Genomic DNA, 17752 nt, shown 5'->3' on the forward strand with positions numbered 1-17752 from the left:
CGGTCAATGACAAGCGCGGACGCTGGCGTATAATCCCCGGCGTTTTTGCGCTGCCCCGGCAGCGTCCCGTCACTCGGCAGCCCGCTGCCAGCCACTTGAGGTTGCGATGGAACCGGAAGTATTCGAAGAGTTGATGATGACCGTGCTGGTCGGCGGCCTGATCCTGTTCATGGGCTTTATCGTCTGGGACCTGGCGAAGAAGTCCAAGGCCGGTCGCTTCGGTACCATGATCCTGTTCCTCGCCCTGGGCCTGGGCGTACTCGGCTTCGTCATCAAGAGCTTCGTGATCGCCGGCCTCGAAGGCATCTGACCTCGCCTCGTCAATTCGGCTGCAGGGCTGCAGCCACCCGTGCACCTTTGTTCAGGGAAGAACCATGAACGCCGTCAATCGCGTAATGCAAAGCTATGGGCGCTGCTGCGCCAGCCCGGATTTCTTCGACAGTTTCTATCGCCACTTCCTCGCCAGCTCGCCGTTGGTACGGGAGAAGTTCACCCACACCGAGATGCACGGGCAGAAGCAGCTGCTGCGCCAGGGCATTCTCAATCTGGTGATGCATGCCCGCGGCATGCCCGACAGCAAACTGCGCGCCCTCGGCGAGTCGCATTCGCGGGCCAGGCTGAACATCCACCCCGGGCTCTACGACCTCTGGCTCGAGGCCTTGCTGCTGACCATTGCCGAGCACGACAGGCAGTTCTGCGGGCAAACCCGCAAGGACTGGCGAGAAGTGCTGGGCAAGGGCATCGAGCTGATCAAGTCGTTCTACTGATCAGTCCAGCCGCGCCTCGACCTCTTGCCACTGGCCCGGCTGCAGATCGCCCAGCCGCCAGGGGCCGATCGCCACCCGCACCAGGCGCAGGGTGGGCAGGCCGACCGCCGCGGTCATGCGCCGCACCTGGCGATTGCGTCCCTCGCGGATCACCAGCTCCAGCCAGGCGGTCGGCACGCTCTTGCGAAAGCGCACCGGCGGATCGCGCTCCCACAGCGCAGGCGTCTCCAGCAGGCGCGCCTCGGCCGGCAGGGTCGGCCCATCGTTCAATTGCACCCCGTCACGCAGCCGCTGCAGCTGCTCGGCGCTCGGCTGGCCCTCCACCTGCACCCAGTAGGTCTTGCTCAGCTTGTGCTTGGGGTCGGCGATGCGCGCCTGCAGGCGGCCGTCGTTGGTCAGCAGCAACAGGCCCTCGCTGTCGCGGTCCAGGCGCCCGGCCGGGTAGACCCCGGGCACGGCGACGAAATCCTTGAGGGTGGCGCGGCCCTGGTCGTCGTTGAACTGGGTCAGCACATCGAAGGGTTTGTTCAGCAGCAGCAGGCGCGGTTCGGCCGGCGGCGCCTTGGCCACCCGCCGCGGCTTGGCCGGGGTGCTGGAACGACGGGAACTGGCGGGACGGGGCGGGCGCGGCATGCGGGGTCCGTGGGCGAGGAGAACGGAGGCGCAGTGTAACCGAGGCCGCGCTTCGATCATCAGTCCCGGTGATGACGCCGCCGCCGCGCCGCCCAGCGGCTATGCTGGGCGGGTTGTGTCATCCGCCCCCGAGGAAACCCGCATGAGCACCGCCGAGAACGCACTCGACACCTTCACCGGCTGGGCCGCCACCGCCCCCGGCGCCGCCCTCGAACGCCACCAATACGACCCGGGCCCGCTGGGCCTCGACGAAGTCGAGGTGGCCGTGGAGTTCTGCGGCATCTGCCACTCCGACCAGTCGATGATCGACAACGAGTGGGGCAACGCGCGTTATCCGTTCATTCCCGGCCACGAGGTGGTCGGCACCATCGTCCGCCTCGGCGAACAGGCCCGCGGTCTCAAACTCGGCCAGCGGGTCGGCATCGGCTGGTACAAGGGCAGCTGCATGCACTGCCACTCGTGCATGGAGGGCGCGCACCAGCTGTGCGGCACGGTGAAGCCGACCATCGTCGGCAGCCACGGAGGCTTCGCCGACCGCCTGCGCAGCCACTGGGCCTGGGCCATCCCGCTGCCGGACAACCTCGAGCCGAGCCTGGTCGGGCCGCTGTTCTGCGCCGGCTCGACGGTGTTCAGCCCGCTGCTGGAGTTCGACGTCAAGCCCACCGACCGGGTCGGCGTGGTCGGCATCGGCGGCCTCGGCCACCTGGCCCTGCGCTTCCTCAATGCCTGGGGCTGCGAGGTCACCGCCTTTACCTCATCGCTGAGCAAGCAGGACGAGGCCCAGCGCCTGGGCGCCCACAAGGTGGTGGCCTCCACCGACAGTGCCGCGCTCAAGGCGATCGCCGGCAGCCTGGATTTCCTGCTGGTCACCGCCAGCGCCGACCTCGACTGGGCGGCGCTGATCGGCACCCTGGGCGGCAAGGGCCGGCTGCACTTCGTCGGCATAGTGCCCAGCGCCATCCCGGTCCACGTGTTCAACCTGATCCCGCGCCAGCGCAGCCTGTCCGGCTCGCCGGTGGGCTCGCCGGCGAGCATGGCGACCATGCTCGAGTTCTGCGCCCGCCACCAGATCCTGCCGCAGGTCGAGCACTTTCCGATGAGCCGGGTCAACGACGCCATCGACCACCTGCGCGCCGGCAAGGCGCGCTACCGGGTGGTGCTGGACGCCAGCCAGTAAGCAAAGCCGGCAACGAAAAAGCCCGAGGCTCGCACCTCGGGCTTTTTCGTTCATTCGACCTTGGCGACTAGCGGAACGGCGGCTCGTCGAAGCTGCGCAGCTTGCGCGAGTGCAGCGAGTTGAGCTGGCTGCGCAGCAGGTCGAGGGCGGCGATGCCGATGTGCAGGTGCTGGGTCACCGCGCGCTCGTAGAAGGCGCCGGCGGCGCCGGGCAGCTTCAGCTCGCTGTGCAGCGGCTTGTCCGACACGCACAGCAGGGTGCCGTAGGGCACCCGCAGGCGATAGCCCTGGGCGGCGACCGTGCCGCTCTCCATGTCCACCGCCACCGCCCGGGCGAGGTTGATCAGCGGCCGCTCCTGGGCCCAGCGCAGCTCCCAGTTGCGGTCGTCGTAGGTCAGTACGGTGCCGGTGCGCAGGCGCTTCTTCAACTCGTCGCCCTGCTCGCCGGTGACCTGGCGCGCCGCCTCCTGCAGCGCCTGCTGCACCTCGGCCAGGGCCGGCAGCGGGATGTTCGGCGGCAGCACCCGGTCGAGGATACCGTCGCGGCGCATATAGGCGTGGGCCAGCACGTAGTCGCCGATGGTCTGCGATTGGCGCAGGCCGCCGCAGTGGCCGATCATCAGCCAGCAGTGCGGGCGCAGCACCGCCAGGTGGTCGGTGATGTTCTTGGCGTTGGACGGGCCGACGCCGATGTTGACCAGGGTGATGCCGTCACCGTCGCCCGCCTGCAGGTGGTAGGCCGGCATCTGGTAGCGGTGCCAGACCACCGTCTCGATGATCGCCTGCATCTCGCCTTCGGCCATGCCGCGTTCGACCACCACGTTGCCCGGCAGGACCATGCGCACGAAGCGCGAATCGCCCACCAGCATGTCCAGGCCGTGACGGATGAACTGGTCGACGTAGCGGTGGTAGTTGGTCAGCAGGATCCACGGCTGCACGTGACGCCAGTCGCTGCCGGTGTAGTGCACCAGCCGGCGCAGGGAGAAATCCACCCGCGCCGCGTCGAACAGCGCCAGCGGCAGCGGGTCGGTATTCTCCCAGTCGTTCAGGCCATCGGCGGTGCCGTCGCTGGCGGCCGACAGGTCGGTGCTGGGAAACACCCGCGCCAGTTCGGCGGCAGTGACCCCGGAACCGGCCAGCTCATCGCCCTGCTCGACCACATAGGGGTAGGGAATGTTCTGCTGGCTGACGCCCACTTCCACCTGCACGGTGAAATCGTTCATCAGCGGCCGCAGCTGCTCGAGCAGGTACTTACGAAAGGCCGCCGGATGGGTCACGGTGACGCTGTAGGTACCCGGCACCTGAACCTTGGCGAAGGCCCGCACGCTGGCCGGCGCCTCGCCCTGGCCGCGGTAGATCAGGCGCAACTCGGGGTAGCGGAACTGGCTGTGCTGGGCCGCATCGGGCTTGATGCGCTCTTTGAGGTAGCGCTTGAGCGCCTGGCTCAGGGCACCGGTGGCCTGCTGGTGCAGGGCGGCCAGGCGATCGACCGCATCCTCGGCGGTATGGGCGATGACGAAATCTGCGCAATTCGGGTTCACGGGGCACCTCCCTGGCTGAACGGACTGGCTCTATCTTGCCCTGTTCAGCGCCGCTTGGGATAGCGCCACGTGGCCATGCGCATACCAGCACGAGGCCCCATCCGGAGCCTCGCCAGACCGTCTCAGACCTGCTGCGGAGTGCTGCGCGCCACCAGCGCCGCGACATCCACCCCGCGCGGCAGGGTGCCGTAGGCCCGCCCGCCCGCGCCCAGGCGGCTGGCGATGAAGGCATCGCTGACCGCGGCGTTGCCGGCCTCCAGCAGCAGCTTGGCCTGCAGCGCCAGGGCCACGTCCTCGGTCAGCTGGCGGGCGCGGTACTGGATCTCGTCGGTGTCGCGAAAATCTGCCTGCAGGCGCTGGATATGCGCCTTGAGCCGGGCATCGCCGTGGCCGTCGCCGAGTTCGGCGAACAGCGCGTCGAGCACCCCCGGCTCCTTGGACAGGGCACGCAGCACGTCCAGGCACTGCACGTTGCCCGAGCCCTCCCAGGTCGAGTTGACCGGTGCCTCGCGGTACAGCCTGGGCAGGATGCTGTCCTCGACGTAGCCGGCGCCGCCCATGCACTCGGCGGCCTCGTTGATCATCGCCGGCGCCCGCTTGCAGATCCAGTACTTGCCCACGGCGGTGACCAGGCGGCTGAACTTGGCCTGCTGCTCGTCCTGCGGATTGTCCAGGGCCTGACCCAGGCGCAGGGTCAGGGCCAGCGCTGCCTCGCTCTCCAGGGCCAGGTCGGCCAGCACATTCTGCATCAGCGGCTGCTCGGCCAGCACCCGCCCGCCGACCTGGCGGTAGGCGCAGTGGTGGGCGGCCTGGGTCAGGGCCTGGCGCATCAGGGCGCTGGAACCGACCATGCAGTCGAAGCGGGTCAGCGCCACCATCTCGATGATGGTCGGCACGCCACGACCCTCCTCGCCGATCATCCAGGCCAGGGCGCCGCGGTACTCCACCTCGCTGGAGGCGTTGGACCAGTTGCCCAGCTTGTTCTTCAGGCGCTGGATGTAGAACTGGTTGCGCGTGCCGTCGGGGCGATGGCGCGGCAGCAGGAAGCAGGTCAGGCCCTTGTCGGTGTAGGCCAGGGTGAGGAAGGCGTCGCACATCGGCGCCGAGCAGAACCACTTGTGCCCGACCAGTTCGTAGGCCTGACCGGGGCCCGATGCGCCAACCGGGAATGCCTTGGTCGTGTTGGCGCGTACGTCGGTGCCGCCCTGTTTCTCGGTCATGGCCATGCCGATGGTGGCGCCGTGCTTCTGCTCGATCGGCAGGTTGCGCGGGTCGTACTGGGTCGAGAGGATCTTCGGCAACCACTGCTCGGCGATATCCGCCTGCAGCTTGAGCGCCGGCACGCTGGCGTAGGTCATGGTCAGCGGGCAGCCGCTGCCGGCCTCGGCCTGGCTGTGCAGGTAGCTCATGGCCGCGCGGGCGACCTGGGCGCCGGGGCGCGGGTCGGTCCAGGGCATGCTCGGGATGCCGTGCTCGATGGCCGCGCTCATCAGCTGGTGGTAGGCCGGGTGGAACTCGACCAGGTCGATGCGATGGCCGAAGCGGTCGTGGCTCTTGAACACCGGTTTGTTCTCGTTGGCCAGGAAGCCGGCCGCCATCAGCTCTCCGCCGGCCAGGGCGCCGTAGGCGTCGATGCGCGCCTCGGCCCAGCCACCGCCGAAGCGCCGGGTCCACTCCTGCAGCGGCAGGTCGACCCGGTACAGGTTGGCGCCGTCCAGCGGCGGCACCTGGTTGAACACTTCGTGGGTCTCGGCGAGCAGGTTCGGTTGCATCACTGGCACTCCTCGGCGCCGACGGCGCGCAGGCAAAAGGTGATCAGGTTCTGGCTGACGACTGCCAGCTCCAGGGCGGGATGACCCGCCGCGCGTGCGGCGCGGGCGGGCGGTGACAGGGGACCGACCAGGGACTCGGCGATGGCGCCGACCAGGCAGGCGGCGATCAGGCCGAGTTGCTGCACGCGGAACTGGCCGGCGGCGACGCCCTCCTCGAGCAGCTCGACGAACAGCTCGGCATAGGCCTCGCGGTACAGCAGGCGCTGTTCGTCGACCTGCGGCTCGACCGGCTCGGCGATCAGGGCGAAGGCCAGCTGACGGCTATGCCAGGCCCGCGCGGCGAACTGGCGCAGGCCGGCGGCCAGGCGTGCGGCCGGGCTACCGGGACCGCGCAGCACCAGGGCCAGGGCCTCGACCTCGCGCTGGCTGGCGACGGCGAAGACCTCGGCGGCCAGTTCGCCCTTGCTGCGAAAGTGCCGGTACAGGCTGCCGGTGGCGATGCCGACGTCCTCGGCCAGGGCCTGCATGCTCAGGGCGGCGAAGCCACCCTCGGCGACCCGTGCCAGGGCGCAGGCGAGGATGCGCTGGCGCAGGGCCTGGTCGCGGTCGAGACGCTCGGCACTGGGGCGGTAGGCCATAGTCTGAATCCTGATTCATTTCTTCCTAGTGAATCAGCATTCAGACCATGGCGACAGGGGGATTTAGAGCAGAACTGCCGCTAAAACGGACAAGCCTTGGCGCGGCCGCCTACGCCTGGCGACACAGCACCCAGTCGTGCAGCAGGCCGCGCAACTCGTCGAATTTCACCGGTTTGGCCAGGTAGTCGCTCATCCCCGCCGCCAGGCAGCGCTCGCGGTCGCCGCTGTGGCTGTGGGCGGTGATCGCCAGCACCGGCAGCTCGGCGCAGCCGTCCATTGCGCGCAGCGCCCGGCAGGTGGCGAAGCCGTCCATGACCGGCATCTGGCAGTCCAGCAGCAGCGCATCGACCGACTCGCGGCGCAGCACCTCGAGGGCCTCGGCGCCGTTGTCGGCGGTGCGCACCCGGTAGCCGAGCTTGAGCAGCATGCCGCGGATCACCAGCTGGTTGATCGCGTTGTCCTCGACGATCAGCACCGTGCACTGTTCGGCGTGACGCAGGGCCTGGGCCTGGGCGCGGCGCGCCGGCAGCGAGCGCACCAGCCCGGCAGCCGGCAGCCCCAGCGGCAGGCTCAGGCGGAAGCAGCTGCCCTGGCCGGGCTGCGACTGCTGGTCGAGGCTGCCGCCGAGCAGCTCGGTGAGCTGCCGACAGATCGCCAGGCCGATACCCAGGCCGCCGTATTCGCGGGTCATGGAGCCATCGAGCTGGCGGAAGCGCTGGTACAGCGAGGCCTCGCGCGGCACGCTGAAACCGATGCCGGTGTCGATCACCTCCAGGCTCAGCGGCAGGCCATCGCCCTCCTTGCCGGCACGGGTCACCCGCAGGCGCACCTCGCCCTGGGCGGTGAACTTGATGGCATTGTCGAGCAGGTAGCCGAGACTCTGTGCCAGCTTGGCGCCGTCGCCTTCCACGGTGTCCGGCAGGCTCTCGTCCAGCTCCAGGACGAAACGCAGCCCCTTGTCCTCGGCCCGCGGTGCGTACTGCACGCGCAGGCCATCGAGCATGCCGCGCAGGCTGAAGGGTTCGCGCAGCGGGTACAGCTTGCCGGCCTGCAGCTCGCCCAGGGCGAGGATGTCGTTGACCATGCGCATCATGTCCCGCGCCGAACTGGCCGCGGTCTTCTGGTACTGCGCCAGCTCGACGTCGAGGTCGACCGTCTGCATCAGTTCCAGCGAGCCGATCACCCCGTTCATCGGCGTGCGCAATTCGTGAGTCACGGTGGCGAGGAATTCATCCTTCAGCCGATTGCTGTCGGCCAGCTCCTGGTTCAACACCTCGAGCTTGTGGCTGGCGTCGCGCAGGATGCGCGTGCGCTCTTCCTTCATCGCGTTGATCCGGTCGGCCAGGGCCAGCGACAGCAGGCCGACCTCCAGGGCCGAGCCGATCTGGCTGGCATACATGGTCAGGAACATGTTGGGCAGGTAGCCGAGCACCATCAGGCTGTTGATCGCCCCGCCGGCGAGAAAGGCGCTCCAGGCGATGATGAAGTAGCGCGCCACGCGCATGCCACGCAGCCAGGCGAGCACCCCGGCGACGAAAATCACCACGGTGAAGGCCAGCGCCAGGGAGGTGGCCAGGCGCAAGGACACGGCATAGCTGACCGTCAGCGCCAGAACCATCACCACGGCGCCGCAGGCCATCAGCAGCAGCAGGATGCGATCGACCCAGGGGCTGTGCTCGCCGGTATGCAGGAAGCTGCGGGCGAACTGGCTGCCGAACAGGGCAGCCGAGCCGATCAGGAAGGGCGTGGAGACATTGGCCCACCAGGGGTTGTCGGGCCAGAAGTACTCGATGCCGGCGCCGTTGACCGAGACCTGGTAGAGGCCGAACGAGGCGATATAGAGAATGTAATAGAGGTAGCTGGTGTCGCGCACGCTGAGGAAGATGAACAGGTTGTAGATCAGCATCACCAACAGCACGCCATAGATGATCCCCAGCACATAGATGCGTCCCGGCTGCTCTTCCAGGTAGGCGGTGGGCGACCACAGGCTCAGCGGCACCTGGATCGAGCCCTGGCTGTGCACGCGCAGGTAGACGCGCCTGGGCTGGTTCGGCTGCAGCTCGAGGGCGAACAGGTAGTTGTTCTGCTTGATCTGCCGGCTGGCGAACGGCAGCGCATCGCCGGTGCTCTGGGCCAGGCGGAAGTGGCCCTGGCCGTCGTCCAGGTAGAGTTCCAGATGATCCAGCGGCGGGTAGGCCACCTCCAGCAGCCAGGTCTGCCGTTCGGTCAGCGCCTGCGGGCGGTACTCCAGGTCCAGGCTCAGCCAGAATACCGAGCGGGAATAGCCGGCATTCAACACCGCCTGCTCATGCGTGCGGAAGCTGGCCTGCAGCGCGGGCGAGGTGATCTCGTCGATGGTCGCATCGCCGCGCACGTCCTCGAACACCGATATGGCCTGGCCGAGGGGCAACACGCGGGTGTGCTCGTCGAAGACCAGGGCACTGGCGAAGACGGGCCAGGCGGCCAGGAGGATGATCAGCAGGTAACGCATGCGGCCCCACAGAGGCGATGTCGGGCCATGACGGAGAGCCCGACGCCTCCTGTGTCACGCGGCCGCCCATGGCCTGGCTAATTGAATGGCCGACACTCTAGCACAGCCCGGGAGTCGAAAAAGCGCCGCTGCGCTCAGCCCCGCCAGCGCCAGCGCCGGGCCTTTTCCCACGCCACGGAGGACAACCGGGCGAGCGCCCGACTCCGCCGCCGGGGCACGGGCAGGGCCGGCCAAAAGCGGCGATTGATGGTAAGCTCGCGCACCATGAAAACACCGACCTCCCGCCCCGTTGTACTCTGCCTGTCCGGCCATGACCCCAGTGGCGGTGCCGGCCTGCAGGCCGACATCGAAGCCCTGCTCGCCCAGGGCTGCCATGCCGCTCCGACCGTCACCGCGCTGACCGTGCAGGACACGGTCAACGTCGCCGACTTTCGCGTGCTCGAGCGCGACTGGGTGCTGGCCCAGGCTGGCGCCGTGATCGCCGATCTGCCGGTGGCCGCCTTCAAGCTGGGCATGCTCGGCTCGGTGGCCATGGTCGACACCGTGCTGGAGCTGGTGCAGCGGCTGCCCGGCGTTCCGCTGGTCTGCGACCCGGTGCTGCGCGCCGGCGGCGGCGGCGCCCTGGGCCAGGACGACGTCGGCTACGCCATGCGCGAGCGCCTGTTCCCGGTCGCCCACATCGCCACGCCGAACCTGCCGGAAGCGCGGATTCTCGCCGAGCTGCCCGAGGGCAGCGCCGATGAATGCGCCGAGAAGCTGCTGCCCTACATTCGCCACCTGCTGATCACCGGTGGCCATGGCGACGAGCGCGAGGTGCACAATCGTCTCTATTCGCGCGACGGCAGCCGCCACAGCTTCACCTGCCAGCGCCTGCCCGGCAGCTACCACGGCTCCGGCTGCACCCTGGCCAGCGCCCTGGCCGGCCGCCTGGCCCTGGGCCAGGAACTGGTAAGCGCCGTGCAATTCGCCCTCGACTACACCTGGCGCACCCTGCGCGACGCCGAACGACCCGGCCATGGCCAATACATCCCGCGCCGCCTGCCGCTGGACCTCTGCTGATGGAGCACTCCCGATGAAACTACGCGGCCTGTACGCCATCACCGATAGCCAGCTGCTCGCCGGGCGCCTGCTGCCCTATGTCGAAGCGGCGCTGAAGGGTGGCGCCAGCCTGCTGCAATACCGCGACAAGTCCAGCGACGAGGCGCGCCGCCTGCGCGAGGCCGAGGCCCTGCGCGACCTGTGCGAGCGTTATGGCGCGGCCCTGATCATCAACGATGACGCCGAGCTGGCGGCGCGCCTGGGCGTCGGCCTGCATCTGGGCCAAGGCGATGGCTCGCTGGCCGCCGCCCGCGCTCTGCTCGGACGCCAGGCGATCATCGGCGCCACCTGCCATGCCCAGCTGCAACTGGCCGAACAGGCCGCCAGCGAGGGCGCCAGCTACGTCGCCTTCGGCCGTTTCTTCGACTCCAACACCAAGCCCGGCGCCCCCGCCGCCACGGTCGAACTGCTGGAAGACGCCAAGCGCGCGCTCAACCTGCCGATCGTCGCCATCGGCGGGGTGACCCTGGATAACGCCGCCGGCCTGATCGCCCGCGGCGCCGGCCTGGTCGCCGTGGTTCACGCCCTGTTCGCCGCCGACTCGGCCGCCGAGGTCGAACGCCGCGCCCGCGCCTTCAGCGACCTGTTCGCCACGAAATAACCGCTTTGCAAATTTGAGAGGCCCTGCCATGTCCCGCTCCGAAATCCTCTTCGCCAACGCCCAGAAACACATTCCCGGCGGCGTCAACTCGCCGGTGCGCGCCTTCAAGAGCGTCGGCGGCACCCCGCTGTTCTTCAAGCACGCCGCCGGCGCCTACGTCACCGACGAGGATGACAAGCGCTATGTGGACTATGTCGGCTCCTGGGGCCCGATGATCCTCGGCCACAGCCACCCGGACGTGCTCGACGCGGTACGCCGGCAGCTGGAGCACGGCCTGTCCTACGGCGCACCGACCGCCATGGAGACCGAGATGGCCGACCTGGTCTGCGAGCTGGTGCCGTCGATGGAGATGGTGCGCATGGTCAGCTCCGGCACCGAGGCGACCATGAGCGCCATCCGCCTGGCCCGCGGCTTCACCGGCCGCGACAGCATCATCAAGTTCGAGGGCTGCTACCACGGCCATTCCGACAGCCTGCTGGTCAAGGCCGGCTCCGGCCTGCTGACCCAGGGCGTGCCCAGCTCGGCGGGTGTGCCGGCGGCCTTCGCCCAGCACACCCTGACCCTGCCGTTCAACGACATCGGCGCGGTGGAAAAGATGCTCGGCGAAGTCGGCCAGCAGGTCGCCTGCATCATCGTCGAGCCGGTGGCCGGCAACATGAACTGCGTGCCACCGGCACCCGGCTTCCTCGAAGGCCTGCGCCGGCTGTGCGACCAGCACGGCGTGGTGCTGATCTTCGACGAGGTGATGACCGGTTTCCGCGTCGCCCTCGGCGGCGCCCAGGCCCACTACGGGGTGACCCCGGACCTGACCACCTTCGGCAAGATCATCGGCGGTGGCATGCCGGTCGGCTGCTTCGGTGGCAAGCGGACGATCATGGAGTGCATCGCCCCGCTCGGCCCGGTCTACCAGGCCGGCACCCTGTCGGGCAACCCGCTGGCCATGGCCGCCGGCCTGACCACCCTCAAGCTGATCAGCAGCCCGGGCTTCCACGCCGAGCTCGCTGACTACACCAGCCGCATGCTGCAGGGCCTGCAGGACCGCGCCGACGCGGCGGGCATTCCCTTCGTCACCACCCAGGCCGGCGGCATGTTCGGCCTGTACTTCAGCGGCGCCGACGCCATCGTCACCTTCGACGATGTCATGGCCAGCGACGCCGAGCGCTTCAAGCGCTTCTTCCACCTGATGCTGGAGGGGGGCGTGTACCTGGCGCCAAGCGCCTTCGAGGCCGGCTTCACCTCCATCGCCCACGGCGAGACCGAGCTGGCGATCACCCTGGACGCTGCCGAGCGCGCCTTCGCCCAGCTGAAGAACGCCTGATGCAGTACAGCACGGCCCTGTCCGACGGGTTGCTGGCGCTGGCCTGCCTGGCTTGCGCCATCGCCCTGGGCAAAGCCCGCGCGCGTTACCCGGAGGCCGACCAGCCCGCGCTGTTCTGCGCCCTGCTCGGCTTTCTCCTGCCGGCGGGTGCGGCCGGCCTCGGCGCCATCCGCTACGGTCTCGACCCCGACTGGCAAGCCGCGCACCTGTGGCTGACCCAGGCCAGCGCCTTTCTTGGCTTGCCGCTGCTGGGCCTGGCCGCCCTGAACCTGGCGCGCGGCTGGGCCTGGAGCCGACCGAACTGGGGACGACTGCTGCTGGGGCTGTGCGCCTTCTTCGAACTGTTCCGCCAACTGCAGCTGCTCGAGCACTACCGCCTGGGCCTGCAGCTGGCGACCCTGCTGCTGATCCTCTATGCCGGCGCGGTGCAGTGGCCAAGGCGCACACCGCCGCTGGCCGGCGCCGCTGCCGCCGGGCTGTTGCTGCTGGCCGGGCTGACAGTCGGCAGCTCGGGGACTATTGGCCCGCGGCACCGCGTCGACCTGTTTCATGTCCTGCTGGCAGCAGCCTACCCGCTGCTCGCCTGCCTGTTGCTGGCCCTGCCCGGGGCCATGCCAGAAGAGCGCGCGGGAGAAAAGCCGGCAAAGGCTTTGTAACAGCGGCCCGGCTTATTTCATAATGCAGGCGCCGGCGTGTCTTGCCGGCCGGGCGCTATGCCCGCCCTGCTTCCTGAGGTACACGGATTTCCATGAAATGCACCGGCCGCAGCCTCTCCCTGGGCTGCCTGTTGCTTCTACTGCCGCTACTCGCATCCGCGGGCGGCAACACCCTGCTGATCCCCGCCACCGGCAGCTGCTCGCTGAATACCGCCCCGGAGGACCTTCCCGACGCCCTCAGCGCCTGCCAGCAGGCCGCCCGCAATGGCGACCCGCAAGCCGAGTATGAGTTGGGCGAGTTCTACTACGACGATACCCGCACACCCCGTGACCTGGCCCAGGCGCTCAGCTGGTTCGAACAGGCCTCGCTGCAGGGCCATGCCCAGGCGCAGTACCGCCTGGGCATGATGTTCTATCGCGGCGAAGGGGTGCCGGCCAACAACGTGCAGGCCTATATCGTACTGAAGATGGCTGCGGTGAACGGCTCGGACGAAGCGATGGACGGCGCCGACCTGGTCGCCGAGCGAATGCAGCGCGACGAACTGGAAATCGCCACCCAGGTGCTCGGCGAGATCTTCCGCGACTACCTGTTGGAGCTGCAGGCCGCCGACAGCCAGTCACCCTTCGCCCCGCTGCCGTAGGCCGGTTGGCCCACGGCTGGCCGCTCCCTGGAAGAGCGCAAGGCGATTTCCACGGGCCACGCTTGACCAGAAGGCTGCTGCGCAGAACGGGCGGTACCCACCCTACAACGAACTACTTGTCCGGCATCGGCATGGGGAACGGCATGATGTTGCCGCCGCCCTTGGCCTCGCTAATCTTCGGCGTGCCCAGGCGCTCCACCTCGTCGATGCGGATGATCGCGTGCATCGGCACGAAGCTGCGCACCACGCCGTCGAACTGGGCCTTGAGCTTCTCTTCGCTGGGGTCGACCACCACCTGGGTACGCTCACCGAAGACGAACTCCTCGATCTCCAGAAAGCCCCACAGATCGCTCTGAAAGATCTGCTTGGCGTACATCTCGTACACCTGGCCCTGGTTGAGAAAAATCACCTTGTAGATAGGCTCGCGCTTGCTCATGGATGACGGTCTGGACTGAAGAAGAAAAGAGGGCGCAAATCATAGCACAGCCACCGGGCAGGCAATGCTAGGAAGCCGGCCCTTCGGCCACTATAATGCGCGGTTCTTCGAATCACCCTTTGAGCACGCATGACCAAGAAGCTTTATATCGAAACCCATGGCTGCCAGATGAACGAGTACGACAGCTCGCGCATGGTCGACCTGTTGGGCGAACATCAAGCACTGGAAGTCACCGAGCGCGCGGAAGACGCCGACGTCATCCTGCTCAATACCTGCTCGATCCGCGAGAAGGCCCAGGACAAGGTGTTCTCCCAGCTCGGCCGCTGGCGCGAGCTGAAGCTGGGCAACCCCGACCTGGTGATCGGCGTCGGTGGCTGCGTGGCCAGCCAGGAAGGTGCGGCGATCCGCGACCGCGCACCCTACGTCGACGTGGTATTCGGCCCGCAGACCCTGCACCGCCTGCCAGAGATGATCGACGCCGCGCGCAGCACCAAGTCGCCGCAGGTGGACATTTCCTTCCCGGAAATCGAGAAGTTCGACCGCCTGCCCGAGCCGCGCGTCGACGGCCCCAGCGCCTTCGTCTCGGTGATGGAGGGCTGCAGCAAGTACTGCACCTTCTGCGTGGTGCCCTACACCCGCGGCGAGGAAGTCAGCCGACCGCTGGCCGACGTGCTCGGCGAGATCATTCACCTGGCCGAGAATGGCGTGCGCGAGGTGACCCTGCTCGGCCAGAACGTCAACGGCTACCGCGGCGAGACCGGCGATGGCCGCATCGCCGACTTCGCCGAGTTGCTCTATGCGGTGGCGGCGATCGACGGCATCGACCGCATCCGCTACACCACCAGCCACCCGCTGGAGTTCTCCGACGCGCTGATCCAGGCCCACGCGGAGATTCCCGAGCTGGTCAAATACCTGCACCTGCCGGTGCAGTCGGGCTCGGACCGCATCCTCGCGGCAATGAAGCGCAACCACACCGCCCTGGAATACAAGTCGCGCATCCGCAAGCTGAAGGCCGCGGTGCCGGACATCCTGATCAGCTCGGACTTCATCATCGGCTTTCCCGGCGAGACCGAGAAGGACTTCGAGCAGACCATGAAACTGGTCGAGGAGGTCGGCTTCGACTTCTCCTACTCCTTCGTCTACAGCGCCCGCCCCGGCACCCCGGCCGCGGACCTGGCCGACGACACCCCGGAGGAGCTGAAGAAACAGCGCCTGCAGATCCTGCAGAACCGCATCAACCAGCAGGGCTTCGAGAACAGCCGACGGATGGTCGGCAGCATCCAGCGCATCCTGGTCAGCGACTACTCGAAGAAGGACCCGGGCATGCTCCAGGGCCGCACCGAGAGCAACCGGGTGGTCAACTTCCGCTCGAGCAACCCGCGCCTGATCGGCCAGTTCGTCGACGTGCATATCGACGACGCCCTGCCCCACTCGCTGCGCGGCAGCCTGCTGGGCGAGCAGGCCGACGACTAACTGCCGCCGCCGGGCGGGCAGAGACCCGTCCGGCGCGCGACCAAAGCCGCAGTCGTCCGAGCTTCCCCCGCCGTTCGGCTAGCGCTATTCTTCCTTTCACAACCCCTGCCGACTGGCGGCCATCAGACGACCTTGAACGCACCCATAGAACCCCATCGCTTCATCCTCGAGCCCTTTGAGGCTCGCCGCTTCGCCAACCTCTGCGGGCAATTCGACGAGCACCTGCGCCTGATCGAACAGCGTCTGGGCGTGGAAATTCGCAACCGCGGCAACCAGTTCGAGCTGATCGGCGCCCCGGCCCAGGCCACCTCCGCCGAACAGCTGCTGCGCCGGCTGTACCGCGAAGCCAAGACCACCGAGCTGTCGCCGGACCTGGTCCACCTGTTCCTGCAGGAATCGGGCATCGAAGAACTGGGCAATCCCAATGCCGAGCCCGGCATCACCCTGCGCACCCGCAAGGGCTCCATTCGTCCGCGCGGCGCCAACCAGCAGCGTTACGTCAAGTCGATCCTCGAGCACGACATCAACTTCGGCATAGGCCCGGCCGGCACCGGCAAGACCTACCTGGCCGTGGCCTGCGCGGTGGACGCCCTGGAGCGCGAGCAGGTGCGCCGCATCCTGCTGGTGCGCCCTGCGGTCGAGGCGGGCGAGAAGCTCGGCTTCCTGCCCGGCGACCTGGCGCAGAAGATCGACCCCTACCTGCGCCCACTGTACGACGCGCTCTACGAGATGCTCGGCTTCGAGCAGGTGGCCAAGCTGATCGAGCGCCAGGTGATCGAGATCGCCCCCCTGGCCTACATGCGCGGGCGCACCCTGAACAACAGCTTCATCATCCTCGACGAGAGCCAGAACACCACGATGGAACAGATGAAGATGTTCCTCACCCGCATCGGCTTCGGCTCGACCGCGGTGATCACCGGCGACATCACCCAGGTCGACCTGCCGCGCGGCACCCGCTCCGGCCTGACCCACGTGATCGACGTGCTGCGTGAGGTGCCGGGCATCAGCTTCACCCACTTCAAGCCCAAGGACGTGGTGCGCCACCCCCTGGTGCAGCGCATCGTCGAAGCCTACGAGCGACACGACAACCGCCTGCACGGCAAGGTCGACGACGAGCAGGACAGCGATCATGGTTGAACTCGACCTGCAATTGGCCAGCCAGGCTGGCCAGCTGCCCAGCCAGGCGCAATTCCACGCCTGGTGCGAACTGGCCCTGCGCCAGCGCAGCGCCGACTCCGAGCTGACCATCCGTCTGGTCGATGAGGCCGAGGGCCGCGAGCTCAATCGCACCTATCGCCAGCGCGACTATGCGACCAACGTGCTGTCCTTCCCGGCCGACGTTCCTGACGAAATGCTGGATATCCCGCTGCTCGGCGACCTGGTGATCTGCGCCCCGGTGGTCGCGCGCGAAGCCGGCGAACAGGGCAAGAGCCTGGAGGCGCATTGGGCGCACCTGGTGATTCACGGCTGCCTGCACCTGCTCGGCTACGACCATATCGAGGACGCCGAGGCCGAGGAAATGGAAGCACTGGAACGAACACTGCTCGCCGAGCTGGGTCATCCCGACCCCTATGCCGACGACGAATGACTGCCCACGAGCAAGGACCCCGAGTACCCCCCATGAGCGAAGACCGATCGAGCAACGAGCAGAAGTCCTGGCTGAACAAGCTGACCCAGGCTTTTGCTCACGAGCCGAAAAACCGTCAGGAATTGCTCGAGGTGCTGCGCGACGCGCACCAGAACAAACTGCTCGACAGCGAAGCACTGGCCATCGTCGAGGGCGCCATCCAGGTCGCCGACCTGCAGGTGCGCGACATCATGATCCCGCGCTCGCAGATGATCAGCATCAAGGCCAGCCAGACGCCCAGAGAGTTCCTGCCGTCGATCATCGAGGCCGCCCACTCGCGCTACCCGGTGGTCGGTGAAAGCCTCGACGACGTCATCGGCATCCTCCTGGCCAAGGACCTGCTGCCCCTGCTGCTGCAGGATGACCAGACGGGCTTCAACATCAAGGACCTGCTGCGTCCGGCGACCTTCGTCCCCGAATCCAAGCGCCTCAATGTGCTGCTGCGCGAGTTCCGCGCCAACCACAACCATATGGCGGTGGTGGTCGACGAATACGGCGGCGTCGCCGGCCTGGTGACCATCGAAGACGTGCTCGAGCAGATCGTCGGCGACATCGAGGACGAGCACGATGTCGAGGAGGACAGCTACGTCAAGCCGCTGCCCAGCGGCGACTTCCTGGTCAAGGCGCTGACCCCGATCGACAACTTCAACGAGGCCTTCGACACCCAGTTTTCCGATGACGAGTTCGACACCGTCGGCGGCCTGGTGATGAGCGCCTTCGGCCACCTGCCCAAGCGCAACGAGGTGACCGAGATCGGCGACTTCCGCTTCCGCGTGCTCAACGCCGACAGCCGGCGCATCCACCTGCTGCGCCTGAGCCCGGTCAGCCGCTGAGGCGCACAGGCCGGCGCGCGTCCGGCGCCCGGCCTGCCCCCCAGCGCGCAA

The 17752-nt window shown here is 67.9% G+C and carries 18 protein-coding genes; 12 read left to right on the forward strand and 6 right to left on the reverse strand.

Going from position 1 to position 17752, the window contains the following annotated elements; translation table 11 throughout:
- Positions 1-106 precede the first annotated feature (106 nt).
- Entirely contained in the window at positions 107-310 is a 204-nt protein-coding gene (locus AB5S05_RS15090; protein ID WP_369288346.1) for a DUF2788 domain-containing protein, read from the forward strand.
- A 64-nt stretch (positions 311-374) separates the two neighbouring features.
- A complete protein-coding gene (locus tag AB5S05_RS15095; RefSeq protein ID WP_369288347.1) occupies positions 375-767 on the forward strand; it encodes a globin in 393 nt (130 codons plus the stop codon).
- On the opposite strand, the gene AB5S05_RS15100 is transcribed toward AB5S05_RS15095, so the two are convergent.
- Positions 768-1337, reverse strand: a complete 570-nt coding sequence (locus tag AB5S05_RS15100) for a pseudouridine synthase (protein ID WP_369288458.1) — start codon at positions 1335-1337, stop codon at positions 768-770.
- 205 nt (positions 1338-1542) lie between these two features.
- Between AB5S05_RS15100 and ahr the strand changes: the two genes are divergently transcribed.
- Entirely contained in the window at positions 1543-2577 is a 1035-nt protein-coding gene (ahr, locus tag AB5S05_RS15105) for an NADPH-dependent aldehyde reductase Ahr (RefSeq protein ID WP_369288348.1), read from the forward strand.
- Positions 2578-2644: 67 nt separating this feature from the next.
- Here the strand turns inward: ahr and amn are convergent, their stop codons facing one another.
- The 4 genes from amn to AB5S05_RS15125 all read right to left on the reverse strand — a co-directional run bounded on the left by amn (position 2645) and on the right by AB5S05_RS15125 (position 9018).
- Positions 2645-4117, reverse strand: coding sequence for an AMP nucleosidase (gene amn, locus AB5S05_RS15110; RefSeq protein ID WP_369288349.1), 1473 nt, complete (start codon positions 4115-4117; stop codon positions 2645-2647).
- A 122-nt stretch (positions 4118-4239) separates the two neighbouring features.
- Positions 4240-5889 (reverse strand): acyl-CoA dehydrogenase family protein, encoded by a 1650-nt coding sequence (locus AB5S05_RS15115; protein ID WP_369288350.1) that lies wholly within the window; start codon positions 5887-5889, stop codon positions 4240-4242.
- On the reverse strand, positions 5889-6527 hold the full coding sequence (locus tag AB5S05_RS15120; protein ID WP_369288351.1) for a TetR/AcrR family transcriptional regulator: 639 nt from the start codon (positions 6525-6527) through the stop codon (positions 5889-5891). The genes AB5S05_RS15115 and AB5S05_RS15120 overlap by 1 nt, the downstream gene beginning before the upstream one ends.
- Before the next feature lie 109 nt (positions 6528-6636).
- Entirely contained in the window at positions 6637-9018 is a 2382-nt protein-coding gene (locus tag AB5S05_RS15125; protein ID WP_369288352.1) for a hybrid sensor histidine kinase/response regulator, read from the reverse strand.
- A gap of 264 nt (positions 9019-9282) precedes the next feature.
- Between AB5S05_RS15125 and AB5S05_RS15130 the strand changes: the two genes are divergently transcribed.
- From AB5S05_RS15130 to AB5S05_RS15150, 5 genes are all read left to right on the forward strand, one after another.
- Positions 9283-10077: a bifunctional hydroxymethylpyrimidine kinase/phosphomethylpyrimidine kinase gene (locus tag AB5S05_RS15130; protein WP_369288353.1), complete on the forward strand. Its 795-nt coding sequence runs from the start codon at positions 9283-9285 to the stop codon at positions 10075-10077.
- Between the two features lie 13 nt (positions 10078-10090).
- On the forward strand, positions 10091-10717 hold the full coding sequence (thiE, locus tag AB5S05_RS15135) for a thiamine phosphate synthase (protein ID WP_369288354.1): 627 nt from the start codon (positions 10091-10093) through the stop codon (positions 10715-10717).
- A 28-nt stretch (positions 10718-10745) separates the two neighbouring features.
- Positions 10746-12035 carry a glutamate-1-semialdehyde 2,1-aminomutase gene (gene hemL / locus AB5S05_RS15140; RefSeq protein WP_369288355.1) on the forward strand — a complete coding sequence of 430 codons (1290 nt, stop codon included), beginning with the start codon at positions 10746-10748 and terminating at the stop codon, positions 12033-12035.
- Entirely contained in the window at positions 12035-12691 is a 657-nt protein-coding gene (locus tag AB5S05_RS15145; protein WP_369288356.1) for a DUF6962 family protein, read from the forward strand. Before hemL ends, AB5S05_RS15145 begins: the two co-directional genes overlap by 1 nt.
- A gap of 92 nt (positions 12692-12783) precedes the next feature.
- A complete protein-coding gene (locus tag AB5S05_RS15150; protein ID WP_369288357.1) occupies positions 12784-13332 on the forward strand; it encodes a tetratricopeptide repeat protein in 549 nt (182 codons plus the stop codon).
- A gap of 112 nt (positions 13333-13444) precedes the next feature.
- Here the strand turns inward: AB5S05_RS15150 and AB5S05_RS15155 are convergent, their stop codons facing one another.
- Entirely contained in the window at positions 13445-13768 is a 324-nt protein-coding gene (locus AB5S05_RS15155) for a DUF1820 family protein (RefSeq protein WP_369288358.1), read from the reverse strand.
- 129 nt (positions 13769-13897) lie between these two features.
- Here AB5S05_RS15155 and miaB point away from each other — a divergent pair, with 129 nt between their 5' ends.
- The 4 genes from miaB (at position 13898) to AB5S05_RS15175 (ending at position 17701) form a co-directional block, all read left to right on the forward strand.
- The gene (miaB, locus tag AB5S05_RS15160; RefSeq protein WP_369288359.1) at positions 13898-15241 is read left to right on the forward strand and encodes a tRNA (N6-isopentenyl adenosine(37)-C2)-methylthiotransferase MiaB; all 1344 of its coding nucleotides are present in this window, start codon (positions 13898-13900) and stop codon (positions 15239-15241) included.
- A 132-nt stretch (positions 15242-15373) separates the two neighbouring features.
- The gene (locus AB5S05_RS15165) at positions 15374-16378 is read left to right on the forward strand and encodes a PhoH family protein (RefSeq protein ID WP_369288360.1); all 1005 of its coding nucleotides are present in this window, start codon (positions 15374-15376) and stop codon (positions 16376-16378) included.
- Positions 16368-16829 (forward strand): rRNA maturation RNase YbeY, encoded by a 462-nt coding sequence (gene ybeY, locus AB5S05_RS15170; protein ID WP_369288459.1) that lies wholly within the window; start codon positions 16368-16370, stop codon positions 16827-16829. Before AB5S05_RS15165 ends, ybeY begins: the two co-directional genes overlap by 11 nt.
- Positions 16830-16861: 32 nt before the next feature.
- A complete protein-coding gene (locus AB5S05_RS15175) occupies positions 16862-17701 on the forward strand; it encodes a CorC family transporter (protein WP_369288361.1) in 840 nt (279 codons plus the stop codon).
- The last annotated feature ends 51 nt before the right edge of the window (positions 17702-17752 follow it).

Source organism: Pseudomonas zhanjiangensis, from assembly GCF_041027545.1.
Lineage (GTDB): Bacteria > Pseudomonadota > Gammaproteobacteria > Pseudomonadales > Pseudomonadaceae > Aquipseudomonas > Aquipseudomonas zhanjiangensis.

Excerpts from the sequence above, each read along its gene's own strand:
- ahr (WP_369288348.1), top strand. The coding sequence starts at position 1,543 with ATGAGCACCGCCGAGAACGCACTCGACACCTTCACCGGCTGGGCCGCC.
- AB5S05_RS15150 (WP_369288357.1), top strand. The coding sequence starts at position 12,784 with ATGAAATGCACCGGCCGCAGCCTCTCCCTGGGCTGCCTGTTGCTTCTA.
- AB5S05_RS15095 (WP_369288347.1), top strand. The coding sequence starts at position 375 with ATGAACGCCGTCAATCGCGTAATGCAAAGCTATGGGCGCTGCTGCGCC.
- AB5S05_RS15090 (WP_369288346.1), top strand. The coding sequence starts at position 107 with ATGGAACCGGAAGTATTCGAAGAGTTGATGATGACCGTGCTGGTCGGC.
- AB5S05_RS15125 (WP_369288352.1), bottom strand. The coding sequence starts at position 9,018 with ATGCGTTACCTGCTGATCATCCTCCTGGCCGCCTGGCCCGTCTTCGCC.
- miaB (WP_369288359.1), top strand. The coding sequence starts at position 13,898 with ATGACCAAGAAGCTTTATATCGAAACCCATGGCTGCCAGATGAACGAG.
- thiE (WP_369288354.1), top strand. The coding sequence starts at position 10,091 with ATGAAACTACGCGGCCTGTACGCCATCACCGATAGCCAGCTGCTCGCC.
- AB5S05_RS15155 (WP_369288358.1), bottom strand. The coding sequence starts at position 13,768 with ATGAGCAAGCGCGAGCCTATCTACAAGGTGATTTTTCTCAACCAGGGC.
- AB5S05_RS15175 (WP_369288361.1), top strand. The coding sequence starts at position 16,862 with ATGAGCGAAGACCGATCGAGCAACGAGCAGAAGTCCTGGCTGAACAAG.
- AB5S05_RS15145 (WP_369288356.1), top strand. The coding sequence starts at position 12,035 with ATGCAGTACAGCACGGCCCTGTCCGACGGGTTGCTGGCGCTGGCCTGC.
- AB5S05_RS15115 (WP_369288350.1), bottom strand. The coding sequence starts at position 5,889 with ATGCAACCGAACCTGCTCGCCGAGACCCACGAAGTGTTCAACCAGGTG.
- AB5S05_RS15130 (WP_369288353.1), top strand. The coding sequence starts at position 9,283 with ATGAAAACACCGACCTCCCGCCCCGTTGTACTCTGCCTGTCCGGCCAT.
- hemL (WP_369288355.1), top strand. The coding sequence starts at position 10,746 with ATGTCCCGCTCCGAAATCCTCTTCGCCAACGCCCAGAAACACATTCCC.
- AB5S05_RS15120 (WP_369288351.1), bottom strand. The coding sequence starts at position 6,527 with ATGGCCTACCGCCCCAGTGCCGAGCGTCTCGACCGCGACCAGGCCCTG.